The following is a 20222-nucleotide window of genomic DNA, read 5'->3' as shown; positions in this document are numbered from 1 at the left end:
CCCGCCAGGATCAGCGGGTCTGCTCCAACCAGGAGGCGTACAGCAGCGCGTACACCGAGTCGGCGTCGCGGACCAGTTCCTCGTGCGGGCCACGCTGCACGATCCGGCCCCGGTCCACCACGATCACCTCGTCCGCCGCCTGCGCGGTGGACAGCCGGTGCGCGATGGCGAGCGTGGTCCGGCCCCTGGTCACCGCGTCCAGGGTCCGTTGCAGGCGGACCTCGGTGGCCGGGTCGACGGCGCTCGTCGCCTCGTCCAGCACCAGCAGGTCCGGGTCCGCGACGTACGCCCGGGCCAGCGCCACGAGCTGCCGCTCGCCGACGCTCAGCGCCTCCCCGCGCTCACCGACCGGCGTGTCCAACCCGGACGGCAGCCCGTCCAGCCAGTCGGACAGGCCCAGCTCGGCGAAGGCGGCGCTGAGCCGCTCGTCGGTCAGGTCGGGGCGGGCGAAGCGAACGTTCTCCCCGACCGTGGCGTCGAACAGGAAACCGTCCTGCGGCACCATCACCACCCGGGAGCGCAGCGAGTCGAAGCGCACCTGCCGCAGGTCGACCCCGGAGAGCAGCACCGCGCCCTCGGTCGGGTCCATCAACCGGGTGAGCAGCTTGGCGAACGTGGTCTTACCGCTTCCGGTCTCGCCCACCACCGCCACCCGGCTCTTGGCCGGGATGTCCAGCGTCACGTCGTGCAGCACCGGCGGGCCGCCCGGATAGGCGAACGTCACACCCGCGAACCGGGCGTCCAGCGGCCCCGGCGGCAGCTCCCGGCCCTGCTCGCCCGGGTCGGCCACGTCCGGGGAGACGTCCAGCACGTCCAGCACCCGCCGCCAGCCGGCGATCGCGTTCTGCGCCTCGTTGAGCACCTCGGTGGCGATCTGCACCGGCTGGATGAACAGCGTGACCAGGAACAGGAACGCGGTGAGCTGGCCGATCGACAGCGTGCCGCCGACGCCCAGACTGACCCCGACCACCACCACACCGGCCAGCGCCAGCCCAGCGGCCAGCTCCCCCACCGAGCTGCCCATGATGCTGATCCGGATCGCCCGCTGCTGGGCCGTCCGCTGCCCGTCGATGGCCGTGTCCAGTCGGCGCGCGGTGCGCCCGGCGATGCCGTACGCCCGGATCACCGGCGCGCCCACCACACTCTCGCCGATCGCGCCGAGCAGCGTGCCGGTGCGCTGCCGCACCAGCCCGTACGCTCCGGCCAGGCGGCGCTGCAACCGCCGGATCACCAGCACCGCGGGCGCGAACGCGACGAGCACCACGAGCGTCAACTGCCAGGAGTACGCCAGCATCACGGCGGTGGTCACCAGCAACTGGCCCAGGTTGACGATCAGGATCACGCCGCCCCACTGGAGGAACTGGGTGATCTGGTCGACGTCGCTGGTGACCCGGGAGACGAGCGACCCGCGCCGCTCCGACTGCTGGTGCAGCATGGACAGGTCGTGCACGTGCCGGAACGCCCGGGTGCGCACCCCGGCCAGCGCGGTCTCGCTGACGGTGAACAGCCGCCGCATCATCAGGTACCCGCAGGCGGTGGTGACCACCAGCACGCCGGCGGTGATCGCCACGGTGACCGAGATGACGTTCAGGTCGAGCCCGCCGACGATGCCGTCGTCGATGCCGCGCTGCACCGCCACCGGCACGGCCACCCGGCCGACCATGTAGACAAGCGCCAGCGCCAGCGTGCCGGCGAGGCCGGTGCGCAGCTCCGGGGAGAGCGCCAGCCCGCGCCGCAGCGTCCGCCAGGTCGACTCGGTGGCCTCGGGGCTCCGCTCCGCTGCACTCCTCGCGCTCACCGGGCCCCCCTGTCGTTCGCGACTGCGGGGCTCCGCTCCGCTGCACTCCTCGCGCTCACCGGGCCCCCCTGTCGTTCGCGACTGCGGGGCTCCGCTCCGCTGCACTCCTCGCGCTCACCGGGCCCCCCTGTCGTTCGCGACTGCGGGGCTCCGCTCCGCTGCACTCCTCGCGCTCACCGGTCCACCTCGATTTCCAGGCCCGAGGGCAACGGCGTGACCTCGTCGTACGTCCGACCCTGCTCGCGTTCCTGCTCGGCCTGCTCGTACGCGGTGACCAGGTCGGCGTAGCCGGGCACGGTGCCCAGCAGCTCGGTGTGGGTGCCGCGGGCGACCACCCGGCCCTGCTCCACGTAGACCACCTCGTCGGCGAGCGCGATGGTGGCCCGGCGGTACGCCACCACCAGGATCGACGCCGGGGCGCCGCCGTCGGCGGGCGCGCGCAGCCCGGCCAGGATGGCCGCCTCGACGCGCGGGTCGACGGCGCTGGTGGCGTCGTCGAGCACCAGCAGCCGGGGGCGTCCGGCGAGCGCCCGGGCCAGCGTCAGCCGCTGGCGCTGCCCGCCGGACAGCGAGGTGCCCCGCTCGCCGACCATGGTGTCCAGCCCGTCCGGCAGCGCGGCCACGAAGCCGTCCGCCTCGGCCAGCCGCAGCGCCGCCCACACCTCGTCGTCGCCGATGCCGGCGCGGTCCAACGCGATGTTGGCCCGGACCGTGTCGTCGAAGACGAACGGCACCTGCGCCACCAGCGCCACCGTCCCGGCGAGCGAGACGGCGGTCAACTCCCGCACGTCCACGCCGTCCAGCGTGACCCGCCCCGCGCCCGGGTCGACCAGTCGCACGGCGAGCGACGCGATCGTGGACTTACCCGCGCCGGTCGGGCCGACCAGGGCGACCGTCTTGCCGGCCGGGACGGTGAACGTCACAGCGCCGAGCACCTGGGCGCCGGGCAGGTGCGCCTCGGCCGGCTCGTACGCGAAGTGCACGTCGTCGAAGGCGAGCGTGGCCGGCTCGCGGGTCGCCGGGTCCAGGGTCGTCGTGCCGTACGGCATCTCGCCGGTGGCGTCGAGCACCCGGCGTACCCGGTCCCACCCGGCGACGCTGCGCGGCAGTTCGGCCAGCACCCAGCCGATGGCGCGTACCGGGAAGGCCAGCACGGTGAACAGGAACGCGACGCTGACCAGCTCGGTCACGCTGATCGCGCCCTGCCGCAGCCGGATCGCGCCGACCACCAGCACGGCGAGCGTGCCGAGGCTCGGCAGCGTCTCCAGCATCGGGTCGAACACGCCGCGCAGCCGGCCGACCGAGATCAGCGCGTCGCGCAGCTGACCGGCGCGGGCGGCGAAGCGGGCGGTCTCCTGAGCCTCGCGGCCCATCGTCTTGACCACCAGCGCGCCGTCGAAGCTCTCGTGCGCGATGCCGCTGACCTCGGCCCGCAGCCGCTGTGCCCGGGCCTGCCGGGGCGCCATCCGGCGGGAGTAGACCACGTTGAGCGCGAACAGCGCGGGGAACACGGCGAGGCCGACCAGGGCCAGCGCCCAGTCGGTGAAGAACAGCGAGGCCACCGCGCCGACGAGCATCACCAGCGTGCCGACCGCGAACGGCAGCGGGGCGATCGGGTACCAGGCCGCCTCGACGTCGGAGTTGGCGTTCGACAGCAGCGTGCCGGTGGAGTTGCGGTGGTGCCAGGCCAGCGGCAGGTCCAGGTAGCGGCGGGTGACCCGGCGACGGTAGGCGGCCTGGAGCCGGAACTGCATGTAACCGGCGCCGAGCCGCCGGCCGAAGATGCCGACGACCCGCAGCACGCTGATGCCGAACAGCGCCGTCGCGGCCAGCGCCAGCGCCCCGCCGGCCACCTCGCCGCGCTCCACGGCCGGTACGACCACGTCCCCGACCACCGCGCCGACCACGTACGCGCTGGCGATCACCAGGAGGCCGAACAGCACGCTGCCGCTGACCGCGACCGCGAAGATCCGTGGCTGTTCCCGGATGGCCCGGCCGAGCACCCCTAGCCCCCTGCCGAGCACGTCCCGACTTGTCCCGCCCGCCACGCTCTCCCCCGCCGTAAGCCACAGTTTTCTCCCCCATCCTTACCGCTCGCCGCTGCTCCCGCCGACCCGGCCGGGATATGTCCGCCGTCACGTTCCCGCCGGACCTGCCCGAGGGCGGCCGGAAGCGGCCAGCGGCGCGATTCCGCCGGGCGTGTCGCGCCGACCGGCCGGATCGGGCCTACGATCGGGCCATGCCGCGGTACGCCCGAGCGGAGCGCGAGGCGCTCGCCGACCTGATGCTGGAAGTGGGACCGGACGCACCGACTGTGAACGAGGGGTGGACGACCCGTGACCTGGCGGCGCACCTGCTGGTTCGGGAGCGCCGGCCGGACGCGGCCGGCGGGATCCTGCTGCCGCCGCTGCGCGGCTACGGCGAGTCGGTCCGCCGGCGGATCGCCGCCGCGCCGTACGCCGACCTGATCGCCCGGGTACGCCGTCCCCCGGTGTGGAGCCCGGTGAGCAACCCGCTCACCGACGAGGTGGCGAACGGGATGGAGTTCTTCATCCACCACGAGGACGTGCGGCGCGCCCGGCCGGGCTGGCAACCGCGTGACCTGCCGGCCGGGCAGGAGACGGTGCTGTGGAAGCGGGTCGCCCTGCTGGCCCGGATGGCGCTGCGGCGGTTCCCGGCGGAGGTGCTGGTGCAGGCGCCGGGACACGGTGAACTGCGCACCGGTGGCGGCGGCGAACGACTGCGGCTGGTGGGCGCGCCGGGCGAACTCGTGCTGTTCCTCACCGGACGGCAGCGGGTGGCCCGGGTCCAGGTGGACGGTCCGGCGGACCCCGCCGAACGGCTGCGGACCGCCGAACTGGGCTTGTGACAGGGGGTGAGTGACCGGCCACGGCCAGCAGGTCGGCTGCGGACACCCGCGCATCGATAACGGTTACGTCCTCCCGTACGCTCCTGCGAGCCGGCCCGACCCCGCGGGCGGCGGACAGGGGACGACGATGCGCGACTTCGCCCTCTCGGCTCTGCACGAGCCGCCCTTTCCCTCCCGGTGCCACCCCGCCGTCGACCTGGCGGCCGTCCAGAGCGACGCCTGGGTACGCGCCTTCGGCCTGGCGGGGGACCAGGCCGGGCACCGGCGTCTGGCCGGGGCGCGCGCCGCGGAGCTGGCCGCACGCGCCTGCCCCGAAGCGTCGCCGTCGGGCCTGCGCCTGCTCACCGACCTGATCAACTGGCTGTTCGTGGTGGACGACGCCTGCGACGACGACGGCCTCGGCGCCGCGCCCACACTGCTGGCGCCCACGCTGGCCGGCCTGCTGGCGGTGCTCGACCGGCACGGCGACCCGGAGGTGCCCGTGCCGCCCGACGGCGGCCCGGTCGCCGTGGCACTGCACGACCTGATCCGCCGGGCCCGCGACCGGAACCGGCCGGCGCACCTGCTGCGCCTGGTCAGCCAGCTGCGGGAGTACCTGCTGGCGCTGCTCTGGGAGGCCGCCAACCGGGAGCGCCGGCGGGTGCCGGGCGTGGCCGAGTACGTGCAGATGCGCCGCCACACCGGCGGGGTGCGTCCCAGCTTCACGGTGACCGACCTGGCCCGCCCGTCCGCGCCCCGCGCCGAGCAGCGGGTCGCGTCGGCGCTCACCGTGCTGGACGCCCTCGCCACCGACCTGGTCTGCTGGTGCAACGACCTGTTCTCCTACGGCAAGGAGCGCGGCACCGTCCCGGAGGCGCACAACCTGATCACCACGATCGCGGGCGAGACCGGGCAGGACGAGTCGGCGGCGCTGCACGCGGCGGCGAACCGGTTCAACAAGGCCCTCGCCACCTACGCGGAGCGGGACGCGGCGCTGAGCGCCGTGGCCGACGAGGGGATGCGGGCGTTCCTGGACACCCGCCGGGACTGGATCCGGGCCACCTACGACTGGTCCCGCGCGGCCGGCCGGTACGCCTGACCCGGTTCCAGCAGGCGGGACCGGTGGCGACTCGGCCGATCGGGACTAGCCGCTGGCCGGGTGCAGGCAATACCCTTCGGTAACCGCAGACCGGCGTGACCCCCGTCACGTCCCTCCACCCCTGAAGGCGGCTACCGCGATGGCTCTCGATGTACCGTACCGTTCCGTACCGGACATGTTTCTCAAGCGCGTGGCGGAATTCCCTGACCGGCACGCCTTCGCCCACCCCGCACCCGACGACTCGGGCCCGGTCTGGCTGACGTGGGAGCAGGTCGGGCAGCGCGCCAAGGCGATCGCCGCCGGGCTGCACGGGCTCGGTGTCGGCCTGGAGAACCCGGTGGCGATCCTGGCCAACACACGCCTGGACTGGGTGCTCGCCGACTTCGGCATCATGTGCGCCGGTGGGGCCACCACAACCGTCTACCCCACCACCGAACCCGAGGACGCGGTCTACATCATCGCCGACTCCGGCTCGAAGGTGCTGTTCGCGGAGAACCCGGCCCAGGCGGCGAAGATCGCCGGGGCGGACCTGCCCGCGCTGACCCACGTGGTGCTCTTCGACGGCACGCCCGACCCGGCGGCGACCGTCCCGCAGCTCACCCTGGCCGAGCTGGAGGAGCGCGGCGCCGCTGCGCTGAGCGCCGAGCCGGACCTGATCGACATGCTCGTCGCCGGCATCGGCCCGGACCACCTGGCCACGCTGATCTACACCTCGGGCACCACCGGCCGGCCCAAGGGCGTGGAGCTGCTGCACGGCGGGTGGTGCTGGGAGGGCGTGGCGCAGGCCGAGCTGGGCCTGCTGCGCGTCGACGACCTGCAGTACCTGTGGCTGCCGCTGTCGCACTCGTTCGGCAAGACGCTGCTCTGCGGCGCCACCCACGTCGGCCTGCCCACGTACGTCGACGGCCGGGTGGACAAGCTCGTCGACCTGCTGGGCGTGGTGCAGCCGACGCTGATGTGCGGCGCGCCCCGGGTCTTCGAGAAGGTCTACAACAAGGCGGTCACCACCGCCCAGGGCGCGGGTGGCGCCAAGGCCAAGATCTTCGCCTGGGGAGTCGCGGTCGGCAAGGAGAAGGTCGCCCTGGAGCAGGCCGGCAAGCCGGTCCCGGCCGGCCTGCGGATGAAGTACGCGCTGGCCGAGAAGCTCGTGTTCAGCAAGCTCCAGGCCCGGCTCGGCGGCCGGATGCGGGTGCTGGTCTCCGGCGCGGCGCCGCTGAGCAAGGAGATCGCCACCTTCTTCGCCGCCGCCAACCTGCCCATCTCCGAGGGCTACGGGTTGACCGAGACCAGCGCGGGCGCGTTCGTGAACCCGCCCGACGGCCTGAAGATCGGCAGCGTGGGCCGCGCCATGGGCGACCTGGAGTGCCGGATCGACACCGACGGCGAGGTCCTGCTGCGCGGCAAGCCGGTCATGCGCGGCTACCACAACCTGCCCGAGGAGACCGCCGCCGCGTTCACCGAGGACGGCTTCTTCCGCACCGGTGACATCGGCACCCTCGACGCCGACGGCTACCTGCGCATCACCGACCGGAAGAAGGACCTGGTCAAGACGTCCGGCGGCAAGTACGTCGCGCCGTCGTACATCGAGGGCATGTTCAAGGCTGTCTGCCCGTACACCTCGCAGGCGGTGGTGATCGGGCAGGCGCGCAACTACTGCACCATGCTCGTGACGCTGGACCCGGACGCGATCAAGGGCTGGGCCGCCGGCACCCCGCTGGAGGGCAGCGACTACACCACGATCGTCACCTCGCCGCAGGCGCGGGAGATGGTCGAGGGGTACGTGGCCGAGCTGAACGCCAAGCTCAGCCGCTGGGAGACGATCAAGAAGGTGGCGATCCTCCCCCGCGACCTCACGATCGAGGACGGCGAGGTCACGCCGTCGCTGAAGATCAAGCGCCGCAGCGTGGAGACGAACTTCGCCTCCGAGATCGACAAGATGTACGAGGGCACGCTGGCCGAACTGTAGCCCGCACCGCCCGAACGGTCGCGCCGGCCGTGCCCCACCGTCCCGGGGCACGGCCGGTCGCGTCGGCGCGGTCACAGATGCCGCTGCCGCCAGTGGCTCTGCTCGGCCTCGGCGGCGACCTGCTCCTCCAGCGCGAGCGCGCGCACCCGGCGCCGCCACCCGTCCTCGCCACGGGTCTCCCAGGCGATGCCGGCACCGGTGATCGCCGTCAGCACGACGAGCGCGATCAGCTCGTGGAGGCGGGCAACGGCCGGGACGGCGGCGACGAGCACCAGCACCGTCACCAGCAGCGGCGTCCGCACCCGGCGTTCCACCAGCCACCAGCACGCGGCGAGGCTGAGCAGATGGAGCCCGACGCCACCGAACAGGATCCCGGCCCAGAACGTCCCCAGCGGCGGACCCCAGGCGGGCGTCGTCGGCGACGTGGCCTCCGTCAGCAGATCTTTGAGGCCGAGGGCGAACAGGATGATCCCGGCGATCATCGGCAGGTGCAGGAACGTGTAGACGGTGCGGGCCAGCCGCAGCCGCGCGGCCGGGTCCCGGGCGTGGTGCAGGGCCTGCTCCGACGCGAACGCCAGAGTGTCGAAGTACGCCCACCACAGCGTCGCCACGATCACCACACCGAGCAGCGCGGCGATCACCACCGGGCCGGTGAGTGGCAGTCCGCGCCTCGGGCCCAGTCCGAGCGCGATGAGCGACTCGCCGAGCGCGACGAGCACGATCAGCGCATGCCGTTCCGCCCAGTGCCCGGCCGAGAGCACCACCCACCACTGCCTGCCCAGGATCATCCCGGCGGCGTACTCGACGATCAGCGCCAGCGTCCAGAGCGCCAGTTGCAACGCCACCGCGAGCCGCTCCTGCGGCAGCCGCGCGGGTAGGGTACCGGCGACGATCAGCAGCACCGTGGCCACGGTCGGAGCCGCGAGGCGTGTCCGCAGTCCCCGGCGCCGGGCCGGGTCGGCGCGGTCGGCCCAGGCGAAGACGGCCAGCTGGGCGGTCCGGATCACGAAGTAGCACCCGGCGAAGAGGAGCGGCCCGGGCAGCCAGCCACCGCGGTTGGCGAACGCGCTGGGCGTGCTGAGCACGAGCAGGAACGTCGCCCCCACGGTGACGACGCCGACCAGCGGCAGCATCCCCTGGTCGGCGCGGAACACGTTGCCCATCCGGGCGAAGCCGGTCCACGACCACCAGAGCAGCGCCAGCACCAGCAGGAAGCGGTACAGGTTGGCCGGGGTGAGCTCCGAGGCGGTGAGCGTGGTGACGCTCAGGAACGCGAAGACGAAGACCAGGTCGTAGAAGAGCTCCAGCCGGGTGGTGCGGGAACCCGGCGCGCCGCGCCGCACCGTCCACGACCATCGGACCCCGTTCCCCATCCGGGCAGTGTGCGGGTGCCGGTCCGGCCGGTGCCGGGGTTCGGGCCTCGCACCACCGGATCGGGCCGGTTCAGGCGATGACGGTCGGCTCGCGCCACTGCGGGCGGTTGGTCCGGTCCAGGTCGTAGCGGACCGCCGCGAGGCGCCCGACCGCCTCCACCAGTTCGGCGGCGGGCAGGGTGAAGGGCAGTCGCAGGAAGCGTTCCAGCGTACCGTCCAGGCCGAACCGGGGTCCGGGCGCCAGCCGCACGCCGACCTCCTCGGCCGCCCGGGCCAGCGCGCTGGAGATCGGGCCGTCCAGCTCGGCCCAGAGTGTGACGCCGCCGCTCGGTACCCGTACCCGCCAGTCGGGCAGCCGGTCGGCGAGCGCCGCGACCAGGGCGTCGCGCTGGGCGACGAGCTGGGCCCGGCGGTCGGTCACGATGGCCGGCGCCTCGGTGAGCAGGTGCACGGCGACGAGCTGGTCGAGCACCGGGCTGGCCATGTCCACCCCGACCCGGGCCGCGGCCAGCCGCTGCACCTGGGGTGCGGAGGCGCGCACCCAGCCGATGCGCAGCCCGCCCCAGTAGGGCTTGCTCATGCCGCCGATGCTGATCACCCGGGAGTGCCTGTCGAAGACGGCCACCGGCGGCGGCAGCGTGGTGTCGTCCAGCGGCAGGTCGACGAAGGACTCGTCGACCACCAGGTCGGTGCCGGCCGCGTGGGCCGCGCCGACCAGCCGCTCGCGCAGGTCGGCGGCCATCAGGTGGCCGGTGGGGTTCTGGAACTCGGGGATCACGTACGCGAGCTTCGGCCGGGTCTGCCGGAGGCTGCCGAGCAGGAGTTCGGCGTCCCAGCCGTCGTCGGACAGGCCGTGCGTGGCGATCCGGGCCCGCCGGGCGGACAGCGCGGCCAGCGCGTTGGGGTAGGTGGGCGACTCGACGAGCACCCCGCCGCCGGGCGACAGGGCCAGCCGCAGCACCAGGTCCAGCGCGTGCTGGGTGCCGCTGGTGACCATGATCTGCTCCGGGCTGGTGGGCAGACCGCGTTCGGTGTAGGCGCGGGCCACCGCCTCGCGCAGCTCGATGATGCCGGTCGGGTGGTAGCCGGCACCGCCGAGGTAGCGGGGCAGGTCCTCGGCCGCGGCCCGGGCGGCCGGGACGAGCTGCGGGGGCGCGGACAGCGCGGCCACGCCAAGATCGATCATGTCGCGGTCGTCGAGCGGCGTCCACAGCCCGGTGCTCGCCACCCGGTGCCCGCCGGGCAGCATGGTCCAGCTACCCGCGCCCCGGCGGCTGGCCAGGTGGCCGCTCTCCCGCAGTTCCCGGTAGGCGGCGGTGACAGTGGTCCGGCTGATCCGCAGCGCCTCGGCCAGCTCCCGCTCGGCCGGCAGGCGTACCCCGAGGGGCAGCCGCCCGTCGGCGAGCAACCCGCGGACGGCGCCGGCGAGCGCGGCGTAGTCGGGGCTGCGCCGGCGGCCCGGCAGGGCGTGCCACTGGCCGAGGAGTCGCGCCAATTGGACGCCGCGCACCTGGCTGGTCATGGCCACACCTCCGAAATTGGCACCCTTGAGGCCAGCGATTGGCCTCTAGGGTGGCATGCATGGCACAGCTTGGCAATCTCCGACACCGACCGGTGCGACGGCTCACCCAGCTCTACGCCGGCTTGGTCCTCTACGGCGTGAGCATGGCGCTGATGATCCGGTCGGAGCTGGGCCTGGACCCGTGGGACGTGTTCCACCAGGGGCTCGCCCGGCAGACCGGCCTGTCCTTCGGCACCGTCACCATCGCCGTCGGCACCCTCGTGCTGCTGCTCTGGATCCCGCTGCGGCAGCGGCCCGGCCTCGGCACGGTCAGCAACGTCGTGGTGATCGGACTGGTCGTCGACGCCACACTGACCGTGCTGCCGCCCGGCGAGGGCATGCCGGCGCGCGTCGCACTGCTCGTCGCCGGGATCGTCGCCAACGGCGCCGCCACCGGCCTCTACCTCGGTGCCGGGCTCGGCCCCGGCCCGCGCGACGGGCTGATGACCGGCTTCGTCGCCCGCCACCCCCGGTTCTCCGTCCGGCTGGTCCGCACGATCATCGAGATCACCGTGCTGGCGCTCGGCTGGCTGCTCGGCGGCACCGTCGGCCTCGGCACGGTGGCCTACGCGCTGACCATCGGCCCGCTGGCCCAGTTCTTCATCCCGGTCTTCGCGCTGCCCGCACGACCGGCGGCCGGTGCGTACGCAACGTGACCGCGGCTGGGCCGACCGCCACGGTCCGGCCCGGACCGCGACGCGCTGAGCTGCGACGACACACAACCGGGAAACCAGGTGTTTCCTCCGCCGTCGCGGCCGGGCATCATTCCTCCATGGGGGAGAACGAATGGCGCTGGAGCGACGCCTGGATCTTCGTCGCGTTGGTCATCGCCAGTGGCGCCGGCCGGCACCGGCGGGCCGCCGCGACACGCCGCCCCGAAGGCGTCCGGCTGACCGACGTCCTCTCCACCGCCGACCACCTCAACCAGGCCATCCCGGAGCGGCACGAGGTGGAGGGTGCGGTCCGGCGGCTCGTCGGCGCGGGCCTGGTCAGCGTCGCCGACGGCTGGTTCCGGGTCACCCCGGACGGTGAACGGCTCTGGCGCACCCGGCCCAGCGCCGGTCTCGGCACCACTGTGGACACGGTGCAGGGCGTGCTGACCCGGCGGCACCCGCCGGCCGAGTCCGAGTGGCACCTCGGCGAGGACGACCACGCCGCCGCCGTGCAGGAGTACGTGGTCCGGTCGATCCCGATGCCGCGCCGCTCCTCCGAGGGGCACTCCGGGCGGTAGTGACAGCCCGCCTCAGCGCACCGGGTGCCCGGCGCCGCGCAGCACGTCCTTGACCTCGCCGACGCTGAGTTCCCCGAAATGGAAGACGCTCGCCGCGAGCACCGCGTCCGCCCCGGCCCCGACGGCCGGCGGGAAGTGGGCCACCGCGCCCGCGCCGCCGCTGGCGATCACCGGCACGTCGACGACCTCGCGGACCGCCTGGATCAGCGGCAGGTCGAACCCGGCCTTGGTGCCGTCGGCGTCCATCGAGTTGAGCAGGATCTCACCCGCGCCCAGCTCGGCGCCGCGCGCCGCCCACTCGACCGCGTCCAGGCCGGTGCCCCGCCGGCCCCCGTGCGTGGTCACCTCGAACCCGCTCGGTGTCGTGCCGTCCGGGGCGCGGCGCACGTCCAGCGAGAGCACCAGGACCTGCCGGCCGAACCGGTCGGCGATCTCGGCGATCAGCTCCGGCCGGGCGATGGCCGCGGTGTTCACGCCGACCTTGTCCGCCCCGGCGCGCAGCAGCGTGTCGACGTCGGCGACCCGGCGGACGCCGCCGCCTACGGTGAGCGGGATGAAGACCGACTCGGCGGTGCGCCGCACCACGTCGAGCATCGTGCCCCGATCGCTGGACGAGGCGGTGACGTCGAGGAAGGTCAGCTCGTCCGCCCCGGCCCGGTCGTACGCCGCCGCCAGCTCCACCGGGTCACCGGCGTCGCGCAGGTCGACGAAGTTGACCCCCTTGACCACACGCCCGGCGTCCACGTCCAGACACGGGATGACCCGTACCGCCACCGTCATGCACCGAGCCTAACGAACGCACGGGCGGTGGTGACCCGCCGGTGAGGCCGGTCACCACCGCCCGCGGTGGAGTGCGTTCGCGCCGGTCAGAGACGGACCAGCATCTTGCCGAGGTTCTCCCCGCGCAGCAGGCCGAGGAACGCCTCGGGAGCCTGCTCGATGCCGTCGACGATCGTCTCGTCGTACGAGAGCCGGCCCTCGCGCAGCCAGCCCGCCATCTCCTGCACGAACTGTTCCCGCAGGTGACCGTGGTCACCGACGAGGAACCCGCGCAGCGTCAGCCGCTTGCCGATCACCAGCGCCAGGTTGCGCGGCGCGGCCTGCGGCTCGGTGGCGTTGTACTGCGAGATCATGCCGCAGATCGCGGCCCGGCCGTGCAGGTTCATCGCCCCGATCGCGGCCTCCAGGTGGTCGCCGCCGACGTTGTCGAAGTACACGTCGACGCCGTCCGGGGCGGCTGCCTTGAGCTGCTTGTACACCGGGCCGTCGTGGTAGTCGAAGGCGGCGTCGAAGCCGAGCGCGGTGAGCCGTTCCACCTTCGCCGCCGAGCCGGCGCTGCCGATCACCCGGCCGGCGCCGCGCAGCTTCGCGATCTGGCCGACCATGCTGCCCACCGCGCCGGCCGCGCCGGAGACGAACACGGTCTCCCCCGGCTTCATCGCCGCCACGTCGAGCAGACCGGCGTACGCGGTCAGCCCGGTCATGCCGAGCACGCCCAGGTACGCGGTGACCGGCGCCAGGCCGGGATCGACGGTACGTACGCCCTTGGCGTCCACCAGCGCGTACTCGCGCCAGCCGAGCCCGTGCAGCACCGTGTCGCCGGGCTTGACGCCCCCGGCCTCGCCGGCCACCACCTCACCGATCGCGCCGCCGTCCAGCGGGGCGTCGAGCGCGAACGGCGGCACGTACGACTTGACGTCGTTCATCCGCCCGCGCATGTACGGGTCGACGGACATGAACCGGTTGCGGACCACCACCTGTCCCGGGCCCGGCGTCGGCACCTCGGTGGTGACCAGCCGGAAGTTCTCCGGCGTGGGCCAGCCCTCCGGCCGGGACGCCAGGTGGATCTCCCGGTTCATCCCGCTCATCGGGCCTCACGGACCGTGCGCGTGACCTCGACGTTGCCGCGGGTCGCGTTCGAGTAGGGGCAGACCTGGTGGGCCGCGTCGACGAGCTGCTCGGCGGCTGCGCGCTCGACCGCGGGCAGGTCCACCACGAGCGTCACGGCCAGGCCGTAGCCGCCGCTGCCGTTCGGGCCGATGCCCACCTCGGCCTCCACGACGGAGCCGGAGACGTCCGCCTTGGCCTGGCGGGCCACCACGCGCAGCGCGGAGTGGAAGCAGGCCGCGTAGCCGGCCGCGAAGAGCTGCTCGGGGTTGGCCGCGCCGCCGGCGCCACCCATCTCCTTCGGTACGGCGAGGTCCAGCTCGACCGTGCCGTCGGAGGTCCGGACGTGACCGTCCCGGCCGTCGCCGGTGGCGCGGGCGGAGGCGGTGTAGAGCACCTGCATGTCACTGCTCCTTGTGTCGGTGGATCGTCTCGGTGACCCGGGTGAGGATGCCGTGGAGGAAGACCAGTTCGGCCTCGGTGAGCCCGGTGGCGGAACCCACCCGGCGCGGCACGTCGCCCATCCGCTCCCGCAGCGCCCGGCCCCGGCCGGTGAGGCCCACCTCGACCCGGCGCTCATCCGCCGCCGAGCGGGTACGCACCACCAGACCGGCCGCCTCCAGCCGCTTGAGCAGCGGGGACAGCGTGCCGGAGTCGAGCCGGAGCGCAGCGCCGAGCGCGGAGACCGTGAGGGCGTCGTCGTCGTGCTCCCAGAGCACCAGCAGCACCAGGTACTGCGGGTAGGTCAGGCCGTGCTCGTCGAGGATGGGCCGGTAGACGTCGGTCAGGGCGCGCGACGCCGCGTAGAGCGCGAAGCACACCTGCCGGCCCAGTACCAGATCCTCGGTCACGCCCTGAACCGTAGCGCGCAATCAAGTTGTGCACAACTCATCGGGCCGCGGAACGGCGCGACGCCGACCACCACGGCCACCGCTCAGCGGTCCGGCAGGTACGCCTCCAGCTCGACCTCGACCAGGAGATCCGGGTCGATCAGCCCGGCCACCACCACCATGGTGGCGACCGGGCGCACCGGACCGAACACCGCGTTGTGCGCCCGGCCCACCTCGTCGGCGTAGATCCGGTCCGTCACGTACATCCGCGTCCGCACCACGTCGGTCGGCCCGGCGCCGACCTCCGCCAGCGCGTCCAGGCCGATCCGGATCGCCTGCGCGGTCTGCGCCGCCGCGTCACCGGCGTGCGCCACCCGGCCGTCCACCGTGGACGTGCAGCCGGCCGTGATCGCCAGCGAACCGGCCCGGACCACCCGCGAGTAGCCGTACAGCGCCTCCCACGGACCACCCGAACCGAGCCGGGTCACCACCCCGGCGTCCACCGGCGTCCCGGCCGGCTCGGCCGTCACGCGCCGGCCCGCAGCGTCGCCAGCGCCTCGGCGACCGTGAACGCGCCCGCGTAGAGCGCCTTGCCGGCGATCACGCCCTCCACCCCCACCGGCTCCAGCGTGGCCAGCGCCCGCAGGTCGTCCAGCGTGGACACGCCACCGGAGGCGATCACCGGGGCGTCGGTCCGGGCACACACCTCACGCAGCAGGTCCAGGTTGGGCCCGCGCATGGTGCCGTCCTTGGTGATGTCGGTGACCACGTACCGCGCCGCGCCCGCGGCGTCGAGCCGGGCCAGCACCTCGTAGAGGTCGCCGCCGTCGCGGGTCCAGCCACGTGCCGACAGGGTACGGCCGCGCACGTCCAGCCCGATCGCCACCCGGTCGCCGTACTCGCCGCAGATCCGGTCGCACCACTGCGGATCCTCCAGCGCGGCGGTGCCGATGTTGACCCGGGCCGCCCCGGTGCCGAGCGCCGCCCGCAGCGACTCGTCGTCGCGGATGCCCCCGGACAGCTCCACCTTCACGTCCAGCTTGCCGACCACCTCGGCGAGCAGCGCGGCGTTGGAGCCCCGCCCGAACGCGGCGTCCAGGTCGACCAGGTGGATCCACTCCGCGCCGTCGGACTGCCAGGCCAGCGCCGCGTCCAGCGGATCGCCGTACGCGGTCTCGCTACCGGCGGCGCCCTGCACGAGCCGGACGGCCTGGCCGTCGGCGACGTCCACGGCGGGCAACAGGGTGAGGCTCAACGCTTCTCTCCTCGGATCCTCAACGACGGTCCAGCGCGATCACCACGATCGCGGGCAGGACCAGCAACAACAACACGACCAGCACCAGCCGCAGCGCGAGGTCGTCCACCAGACTCCAGATGGCGACCACCGCCACGGCGGTGAGCACCAGGATCGTCGCCCGCTCGCGGCGGGTGTGCCGGCGCAACCGGCCGGTACGGCCGCGCCGCGGCGACGGCGTGAGCCGGCGTACCAGCCAACGACGTCGTTCCCGGCGCGCCACCCGGCGGGCGCGGGCGGCGCGCGCCCGTTCCTGCTCGGCCTCGCGCTCCGCGCGGCGGCGGGCCCGCTCCTTGCTCACGCGGACGCCCGCGTGCCCGCCAGCGGCCCGCTCACAGCGTGCCGAGCCAGTTGCGCAGCAGCGCGGCACCGGCGTCGGCGGACTTCTCCGGGTGGAACTGCGCGGCCGACAGTGGCCCCCGCTCCACCGCGGCGACGAAGTCCGCGCCGTGGTGCGCTGTGGTCACCGTGGCACCCGCCCCGGCCAGCGCCGCCGGGTCGGTCACCGCATAGGAGTGGACGAAGTAGAACCGGGTGCCCTCGGGCAGGTCGGCGAACAGCGTCGAGCCGGCCGGCGGCCGCACGGTGTTCCAGCCCATGTGCGGCAGCCGCCGCGCGGGCAGCCGGGTCACGCCGCCGGGCAGCAGCCCGAGCCCCTTGGTGACCACGCCGTGCTCCTCGCCGTGCCCGAAGAGGATCTGCATGCCGACGCAGATGCCCAGCACCGGGCGGCCGGCGGCGACCCGGTCGGCGATGACCGGCCCGGCGCCCAGCGCCTCGACCCCGGCCATGCAGGCGGCGAACGCGCCCACGCCCGGCACCACCAGGCCGTCGGCCGACGCGGCGGCGGCCAGGTCGTCGGTGACAGTCACGTCGGCACCGGCCCGCGCCACCGCGCGCTCGGCCGAGCGCAGGTTGCCCGAGCCGTAGTCGAGCACCACCACCCGTGCCATCAGCTCTCTCCCGGCAGCAGCCAGAGCACCCCGGCGACGGTGGCCAGCACCGCCAGCAGGCCGATGATCACCACAGCGGCGCGGGGGGCGCCCTGCTTGAGCAGCGACCACGTCCCGCCGACCAGCAGACCGGCCAGGATCAACAGAAGTGTGGGCAGCACCTTCATCAGAGCCAGCTTTCATTCGCGACTGCGGGACTCCGCTTCGCTGCGTTCCTCGCGCTCATCAGAGCCAGCTTCCATTCGCGACTGCGGGACTCCGCTTCGCTGCGTTCCTCGCGCTCATCAGAGAGCGCCTTTCGTGGACGGCACCACGCCCGCGTTACGCGGGTCGAGCGCGGTGGCCTCGCGCAGCGCGCGGGAGACGGCCTTGAACTGCGCCTCGACCACGTGGTGGGCGTCCGGGTGGCCACCGGGACGGGCCGCGCGCAGCACGTCCACGTGCAGCGTGATCCGGGCCGACTGGCCGAACGACTCCCAGATGTGCCGGGTCATGCTCGTCGGATAGACCGGCCCGATGTACGGGGCCAGCGCCGGCTCGTCGTGCACCACGTACGGTCGCCCGGACAGGTCGACGGCGGCCCGGACCAGCACCTCGTCCATCGGGACGGTGGCCGAGCCGTACCGCCGGATGCCGGCCTTGTCGCCCAGCGCCCGGTCGAACGCGGCGCCCAGCGCGAGCGCCGTGTCCTCCATCGTGTGGTGCGCGTCGATCTCCAGGTCGCCGACGGTGTGCACGGTCAGGTCGAAGCCGCCGTGCCGGGCGATCTGGTTGAGCATGTGGTCGTAGAAGCCGACGCCGGTGGAGATGTCGGCCTTGCCGGTGCCGTCGAGGTCGATCTCGACGAGCACCTTCGTCTCGTTTGTGACCCGCTCGATCCGGGCGATCCGGCTCATGAAACTGTCTCCATCGCGGTGAGGAAGGCGTCGGTCTCGGTCGGGGTGCCGGCGGTGACGCGCAGCCAGCCGGGCAGGCCGACGTCGCGCACCAGTACGCCGGCATCGAGCAGGGTACGCCAGGCCACCGCCTGGTCCCCCTCGACGGCGAACAGCACGAAGTTGGCGTCGCTGTCGGCCACCCGGTGACCCCGGGCGCGCAGCTCGGCGACGATCCGGTCCCGCTGCTGCATGATCGCGGCCACGGTGCCGAGCAGGGCGTCCCGGTGCGCCAGCGCCGCACGGGCCGCTGCCTGGGTGAGCGCGGACAGGTGGTACGGCAACCGGACCAGCTGCACCGCGTCCACCACCGCCGGGTCGGCGGCCAGGTAACCGAGCCGGCCGCCGGCGAACCCGAACGCCTTGCTCATGGTGCGGGTCACCACCAGCCGCGGGTGGCCGGGCAGCACCGCGAGCGCACTCACCGTGCCGGGACGGGCGAACTCGGCGTACGCCTCGTCCACGATCACCACGCCGGGCGCCTCGTCCAGCACGGCCGCGACCACGGCCGGGTCGAGCGCGGTGCCGGTCGGGTTGTTCGGCGAGCAGAGGAACACCACGTCCGGCCGGTGCTCGCGGACCTGGGCCACCGCCTCGCCGGCGGTGAGCCCGAAGTCCTCGCCGCGCCGGGCGGGCACCCACCGGGTGCCGGTGCCGAGCGCCAGCAGCGGGTGCATCGAGTACGCCGGGGTGAAGCCGAGCGCGGTGCGCCCGGGACCGCCGAACGCCTGCAGGAGTTGCTGCTGGATCTCGTTGGAGCCGTTCGCCGCCCACACGTGGTCGGCGGTGAGCCCGTGCCCGAGGTAGGCGGCCAGGTCGGCGCGCAGCGCCACCGCGTCCCGGTCCGGGTAGCGGTTGAGGTCGCGCAGCTCGGCGGCGACCGCCTTGCCGATCGCCTCCACCACCGGCTCCGGCACCGGGTAGGAGTTCTCGTTGGTGTTCAGCCGCACCGGCACGTCGAGCTGCGGCGCCCCGTACGGCGTCCGCCCGCGCAGGTCGTCGCGGATCGGCAGATCGTCGAGCGTGGTCACGACGCGCCGCCCCCGCCGAACCGGACGCTGACCGCCTGGCCGTGCGCGGGCAGGTCCTCCACCGTCGCCAGGGTGACCACGTGCGGGGCCACGTCGCGCAGCGCTTCCCGCGTGTATTCGACCAGGTGCACGCCGCGCAGGAAGGACTGCACGGACAGCCCGGAGGAGTGCCGGGCGCAGCCGCCGGTGGGCAGCACGTGGTTGGAGCCCGCGCAGTAGTCGCCGAGCGACACCGGCGACCAGGCGCCGACGAACACCGCCCCCGCGTTGCGGACCCGCAGCGCCCACTCGCGGGCGTTGCGGGTCTGGATCTCCAGGTGCTCGGCCGCGTACGCGTCGACCACCCGCAGCCCCGCCTCCAGGTCGTCGACCAGGACCACGCCGCTCTGCTCGCCGCGCAGCGCGGTGCCGATCCGCTCGGCGTGCTTGGCCGCCGGCGCCTGCCGGGCCAACTCCGCGTCGACCGCGTCGGCCAGCGCGGTGGACGGGGTGACCAGCACGCTCGCGGCCAGCGGGTCGTGCTCGGCCTGGCTGATCAGGTCGGCGGCGACGTGCGCCGGGTCGGCGGTGTCGTCGGCCAGGATCGCGATCTCGGTCGGGCCGGCCTCGGCGTCGATGCCGACCACGCCGCGCAGCAGCCGCTTGGCGGCGGTGACCCAGATGTTGCCCGGACCGGTGATCATGTCGACCGGCTCGCAGCGCTCGTCCCCGGCCGGGTCGACGCCCGCGCCGTACGCGAGCATGGCGACCGCCTGGGCGCCGCCGACCGCGTACACCTCGTCCACGCCGAGCAGCGCGCAGGCGGCGAGGACCCGCCGGTCGGGCAGGCCGTCGTTGTCCTTCTGCGGGGGGCTCACCACCACCAGGGAGCGCACCCCGGCCGCCTGGGCCGGCACCACGTTCATCACGACCGTCGACGGGTACATGGCCAGGCCGCCGGGGACGTAGAGACCGACCCGGTCGACCGGCACCCACCGCTCGGTCACCGTGCCACCCGGCACCACGGTGGTGGTGTGGTCGGTGCGGCGCTGGTCGGCGTGCACCTTGCGGGCCCGGGTGATCGACTCCAGCAGTGCGGCGCGCACCTGCGGGTCCAGCTCGCCCTCGGCGGCGCGGATCGTCTCGGCCGGCACCCGCAGCCGCTCCGGGGAGACGCCGTCGAACCGTTCGCTCGCCTCCCGGATCGCCGGGTACCCATGGTCCCGGACCGCCTCCACGAGCGGGCGGATCCGCTCGACCGCCACGGAGACGTCGAGCTGGGCACGGGGCAGCAGGCGGCGCGGGTCACGGGCCCCGCCGCGCAGGTCGATCCGATTCAGCACGCCTGCGAGTCTAGGCCGCCGCCGGTGTCACCGGCCGGGCCCGTCCGGTCGCCGGGACGGTGAGCCGGGACACGCACGGGCGGGCGGGTTGGCG

Annotated in this window: 21 protein-coding genes; 5 read left to right on the top strand and 16 right to left on the bottom strand. The window is 74.0% G+C overall.

Annotation, left to right across the window (positions count from 1 at the left end; translation table 11 throughout):
* Window positions 1-10: 10 nt before the first annotated feature.
* Complete coding sequence (locus GA0070215_RS12325) at window positions 11-1798, bottom strand: ABC transporter ATP-binding protein (RefSeq protein WP_091045383.1); 1788 nt, start codon at window positions 1796-1798, stop codon at window positions 11-13.
* A gap of 173 nt (window positions 1799-1971) precedes the next feature.
* A complete protein-coding gene (locus tag GA0070215_RS12320; protein ID WP_208600335.1) occupies window positions 1972-3846 on the bottom strand; it encodes an ABC transporter ATP-binding protein in 1875 nt (624 codons plus the stop codon).
* Between the two features lie 191 nt (window positions 3847-4037).
* Here GA0070215_RS12320 and GA0070215_RS12315 point away from each other — a divergent pair, with 191 nt between their 5' ends.
* From GA0070215_RS12315 to GA0070215_RS12305, 3 genes are all read left to right on the top strand, one after another.
* Window positions 4038-4667, top strand: a complete 630-nt coding sequence (locus GA0070215_RS12315; RefSeq protein ID WP_091045554.1) for a TIGR03085 family metal-binding protein — start codon at window positions 4038-4040, stop codon at window positions 4665-4667.
* Between the two features lie 127 nt (window positions 4668-4794).
* On the top strand, window positions 4795-5745 hold the full coding sequence (locus GA0070215_RS12310) for a terpene synthase family protein (RefSeq protein WP_091045378.1): 951 nt from the start codon (window positions 4795-4797) through the stop codon (window positions 5743-5745).
* 139 nt (window positions 5746-5884) lie between these two features.
* Entirely contained in the window at window positions 5885-7711 is a 1827-nt protein-coding gene (locus GA0070215_RS12305) for an AMP-dependent synthetase/ligase (protein WP_091045375.1), read from the top strand.
* 71 nt (window positions 7712-7782) lie between these two features.
* Here GA0070215_RS12305 and GA0070215_RS12300 read toward each other — a convergent pair whose 3' ends face one another.
* Both GA0070215_RS12300 and yczR read right to left on the bottom strand, forming a co-directional pair.
* Window positions 7783-9084 (bottom strand): low temperature requirement protein A, encoded by a 1302-nt coding sequence (locus tag GA0070215_RS12300; protein ID WP_208600334.1) that lies wholly within the window; start codon window positions 9082-9084, stop codon window positions 7783-7785.
* 70 nt (window positions 9085-9154) lie between these two features.
* Complete coding sequence (yczR, locus tag GA0070215_RS12295) at window positions 9155-10606, bottom strand: MocR-like transcription factor YczR (RefSeq protein WP_091045368.1); 1452 nt, start codon at window positions 10604-10606, stop codon at window positions 9155-9157.
* Window positions 10607-10665: 59 nt separating this feature from the next.
* Here yczR and yczE point away from each other — a divergent pair, with 59 nt between their 5' ends.
* Both yczE and GA0070215_RS12285 read left to right on the top strand, forming a co-directional pair.
* Window positions 10666-11301 carry a membrane protein YczE gene (yczE, locus tag GA0070215_RS12290; RefSeq protein WP_091045364.1) on the top strand — a complete coding sequence of 212 codons (636 nt, stop codon included), beginning with the start codon at window positions 10666-10668 and terminating at the stop codon, window positions 11299-11301.
* 116 nt (window positions 11302-11417) lie between these two features.
* On the top strand, window positions 11418-11876 hold the full coding sequence (locus GA0070215_RS12285) for a hypothetical protein (RefSeq protein WP_091045361.1): 459 nt from the start codon (window positions 11418-11420) through the stop codon (window positions 11874-11876).
* 12 nt (window positions 11877-11888) lie between these two features.
* Here GA0070215_RS12285 and hisF read toward each other — a convergent pair whose 3' ends face one another.
* The 12 genes from hisF to hisD all read right to left on the bottom strand — a co-directional run bounded on the left by hisF (window position 11889) and on the right by hisD (window position 20128).
* Window positions 11889-12656 (bottom strand): imidazole glycerol phosphate synthase subunit HisF, encoded by a 768-nt coding sequence (gene hisF / locus GA0070215_RS12280; RefSeq protein WP_091045357.1) that lies wholly within the window; start codon window positions 12654-12656, stop codon window positions 11889-11891.
* A gap of 86 nt (window positions 12657-12742) precedes the next feature.
* A complete protein-coding gene (locus tag GA0070215_RS12275) occupies window positions 12743-13744 on the bottom strand; it encodes an NADP-dependent oxidoreductase (protein ID WP_091045353.1) in 1002 nt (333 codons plus the stop codon).
* Window positions 13741-14166, bottom strand: a complete 426-nt coding sequence (locus tag GA0070215_RS12270) for an organic hydroperoxide resistance protein (protein ID WP_091045350.1) — start codon at window positions 14164-14166, stop codon at window positions 13741-13743. The genes GA0070215_RS12275 and GA0070215_RS12270 overlap by 4 nt, the downstream gene beginning before the upstream one ends.
* A 1-nt stretch (window position 14167) precedes the next feature.
* Window positions 14168-14614, bottom strand: a complete 447-nt coding sequence (locus GA0070215_RS12265; RefSeq protein WP_018785233.1) for a MarR family winged helix-turn-helix transcriptional regulator — start codon at window positions 14612-14614, stop codon at window positions 14168-14170.
* 83 nt (window positions 14615-14697) lie between these two features.
* Window positions 14698-15123: a RidA family protein gene (locus tag GA0070215_RS12260; RefSeq protein WP_091045347.1), complete on the bottom strand. Its 426-nt coding sequence runs from the start codon at window positions 15121-15123 to the stop codon at window positions 14698-14700.
* Window positions 15120-15848 carry a bifunctional 1-(5-phosphoribosyl)-5-((5-phosphoribosylamino)methylideneamino)imidazole-4-carboxamide isomerase/phosphoribosylanthranilate isomerase PriA gene (gene priA / locus GA0070215_RS12255; protein WP_018785235.1) on the bottom strand — a complete coding sequence of 243 codons (729 nt, stop codon included), beginning with the start codon at window positions 15846-15848 and terminating at the stop codon, window positions 15120-15122. The genes GA0070215_RS12260 and priA overlap by 4 nt, the downstream gene beginning before the upstream one ends.
* A gap of 19 nt (window positions 15849-15867) precedes the next feature.
* Window positions 15868-16188: a hypothetical protein gene (locus GA0070215_RS12250; RefSeq protein WP_018785236.1), complete on the bottom strand. Its 321-nt coding sequence runs from the start codon at window positions 16186-16188 to the stop codon at window positions 15868-15870.
* A 31-nt stretch (window positions 16189-16219) separates the two neighbouring features.
* Window positions 16220-16840 (bottom strand): imidazole glycerol phosphate synthase subunit HisH, encoded by a 621-nt coding sequence (gene hisH / locus GA0070215_RS12245; RefSeq protein ID WP_018785237.1) that lies wholly within the window; start codon window positions 16838-16840, stop codon window positions 16220-16222.
* Window positions 16840-17007: a hypothetical protein gene (locus tag GA0070215_RS28425; protein WP_018785238.1), complete on the bottom strand. Its 168-nt coding sequence runs from the start codon at window positions 17005-17007 to the stop codon at window positions 16840-16842. The genes hisH and GA0070215_RS28425 overlap by 1 nt, the downstream gene beginning before the upstream one ends.
* A 117-nt stretch (window positions 17008-17124) precedes the next feature.
* Entirely contained in the window at window positions 17125-17736 is a 612-nt protein-coding gene (hisB, locus tag GA0070215_RS12240) for an imidazoleglycerol-phosphate dehydratase HisB (RefSeq protein WP_018785239.1), read from the bottom strand.
* Entirely contained in the window at window positions 17733-18806 is a 1074-nt protein-coding gene (locus tag GA0070215_RS12235; RefSeq protein ID WP_091045342.1) for a histidinol-phosphate transaminase, read from the bottom strand. Before GA0070215_RS12235 ends, hisB begins: the two co-directional genes overlap by 4 nt.
* The gene (gene hisD, locus GA0070215_RS12230) at window positions 18803-20128 is read right to left on the bottom strand and encodes a histidinol dehydrogenase (RefSeq protein ID WP_018785241.1); all 1326 of its coding nucleotides are present in this window, start codon (window positions 20126-20128) and stop codon (window positions 18803-18805) included. The genes GA0070215_RS12235 and hisD overlap by 4 nt, the downstream gene beginning before the upstream one ends.
* Window positions 20129-20222: the final 94 nt, after the last annotated feature.

The organism is Micromonospora marina (assembly GCF_900091565.1).
Taxonomy (GTDB): Bacteria; Actinomycetota; Actinomycetes; order Mycobacteriales; family Micromonosporaceae; genus Micromonospora; species Micromonospora marina.
This window is presented reverse-complemented; position numbering and strand designations above follow the sequence as displayed.